This is a genomic window from Candidatus Poribacteria bacterium (genome assembly GCA_021295715.1).
Classification (GTDB): domain Bacteria; phylum Poribacteria; class WGA-4E; order WGA-4E; family WGA-3G; genus WGA-3G.
In genome coordinates this window covers 4,352-6,012 of sequence record JAGWBV010000156.1, presented here as the reverse complement: position 1 = coordinate 6,012, position 1,661 = coordinate 4,352, and the positions used below count along the sequence as shown (strand labels likewise).

The following is a 1,661-nucleotide window of genomic DNA, read 5'->3' as shown; positions in this document are numbered from 1 at the left end:
GATACTGATATTGATCATAATTAATCCTCAAAAAGTTTCGTATCCAACTTATCCGCAATGGCACGGAGGATCCGCACCATCTGTTTATGACCTTCCCGCGTTTTCTGGTCGTGATTCGATACCATCTGAATAATGCTCGCATGCGAGGCATCCTCTTTCTCTTGGAAACTGACAAGTGCCTCTCGATATGAATTGATCGTCTCAAGAAACGCTTTATCACGCTCCTGACGTTCCTCTTTGAATGCATCTTCCCGTTCTGCCCGTTCCCTCGTAAATTCCTTCTCACGTCTCGGAACATAGATCGTCAGCATCCAAACCAAAATCACGATATAGACCAGCTGAATCACCTTTTGCATGTCCATATCCAACGTAGAAAGTAGAGCACTTATGAAATTCATATTTCGCCTCCTATCCGTGAGAAACACCACCGTTTCATTTTTAGACACCCCTTTCCGCCGCCGCGATCTCTTCTCGATAAAATTTCTCGCCGAGCTGACCCATCCGTTCCTCAAACCGTTCCCCCGCCGCGATGAGTTCATACACAGGGCGCGCCGATAGGTTCTCGCCACCTTCTTCATGGAACGCCGGATAGTCTAAGTCGCGCACACCTAACATCAACTCGGTCGGACTCGCTTCAAAGAAACTGTTCGGATGACTCCCCGTTGTCGCCGCTTTGAAATAGGTGTCATCGCGTCGCAGGATGTCTTTCCCCGGATACGCTACGGCTTTGCGCGCCGAATACACCGGATCCAAGTCCGCCCACAGACCGCGTCCGCCAGTGTCAAAAATATCATCGATCTCATTGAAAACAAACGGAGCGGTATAGTCCGTCCAGAACCGTCTGTGATCCCGCAATCGCGCCTCAAGAGTGTTAATGAAAGCCTCTGTTCTTAGAAGCGAATCAAAATTGATGTCTACCATTTCCACAACACCTCTCTTCCTGTAGGCGCGAGTTCTACTCGCGATCCCTCTTACTGATTGCTGATTGCTGACGGCTAATTGCTACAAAACCCCTTGCCCTCTGAGATATAGACGCATCACCGCAGAGCCTTTCACCTGTAAAACATCTACAATACGGAGCTCACTGAAATCAGAACGCATCAGAAAATCACCCTTTTTGATACCCGTATTCGGTTTCGATAGCAACGCGATCGCCTCTGTTTGTTGCACCCCTACACCGGCTCTCAACTGTGTCGCGTCCCTCTGGGGAATCCCGGAAGTGACGGGGTTGATCATACAGACAACGTCCTCAGCAACAGTTTCCCGCTTGCTACGTTCATAGGCATCCTCACGAACAATCGTCACCGTTTCACGATGTTGTGGAGGAATCCGAAATCGCATCACATCACCTGTAGGGGCAGGTCTTGTGCCTGCCCTCCTTGTGGCGGTTTCCTATCTGTCCGAGTAGACCCTTCGATACGGATACCTCGGTTCTCCGACCTCCCGACGCTCCGTCCCGACCGCTCCAAACGGAAGTTTCCGTTTCGTCTGGGAAACCACAGCCTCCGATTCCTGAACCGCTGTGACGACATCCGAAACCTTCTCAGTGACCTTCGCAACATGAAATGCACGCTTCTCTTTCCAGTTAATTTCTTGGACCCGCGTGACAATTTCGATCTGGTCCTGCTGAAGGATTTGTGCCGCGACAACGCACAACTCCG

General features: G+C 50.5%; 4 protein-coding genes. All 4 read right to left on the bottom strand.

Going from position 1 to position 1,661, the window contains the following annotated elements; translation table 11 throughout:
• Positions 1-20: 20 nt before the first annotated feature.
• Positions 21-398 (bottom strand): hypothetical protein, encoded by a 378-nt coding sequence (locus J4G07_22250; protein ID MCE2416708.1) that lies wholly within the window; start codon positions 396-398, stop codon positions 21-23.
• A gap of 40 nt (positions 399-438) precedes the next feature.
• Complete coding sequence (locus J4G07_22245) at positions 439-921, bottom strand: hypothetical protein (protein MCE2416707.1); 483 nt, start codon at positions 919-921, stop codon at positions 439-441.
• 81 nt (positions 922-1,002) lie between these two features.
• Positions 1,003-1,341 carry a hypothetical protein gene (locus tag J4G07_22240; GenBank protein ID MCE2416706.1) on the bottom strand — a complete coding sequence of 113 codons (339 nt, stop codon included), beginning with the start codon at positions 1,339-1,341 and terminating at the stop codon, positions 1,003-1,005.
• A 51-nt stretch (positions 1,342-1,392) separates the two neighbouring features.
• A partial coding sequence (locus J4G07_22235) for a hypothetical protein (protein ID MCE2416705.1) occupies positions 1,393-1,661 on the bottom strand: 269 nt, incomplete at its 5' end.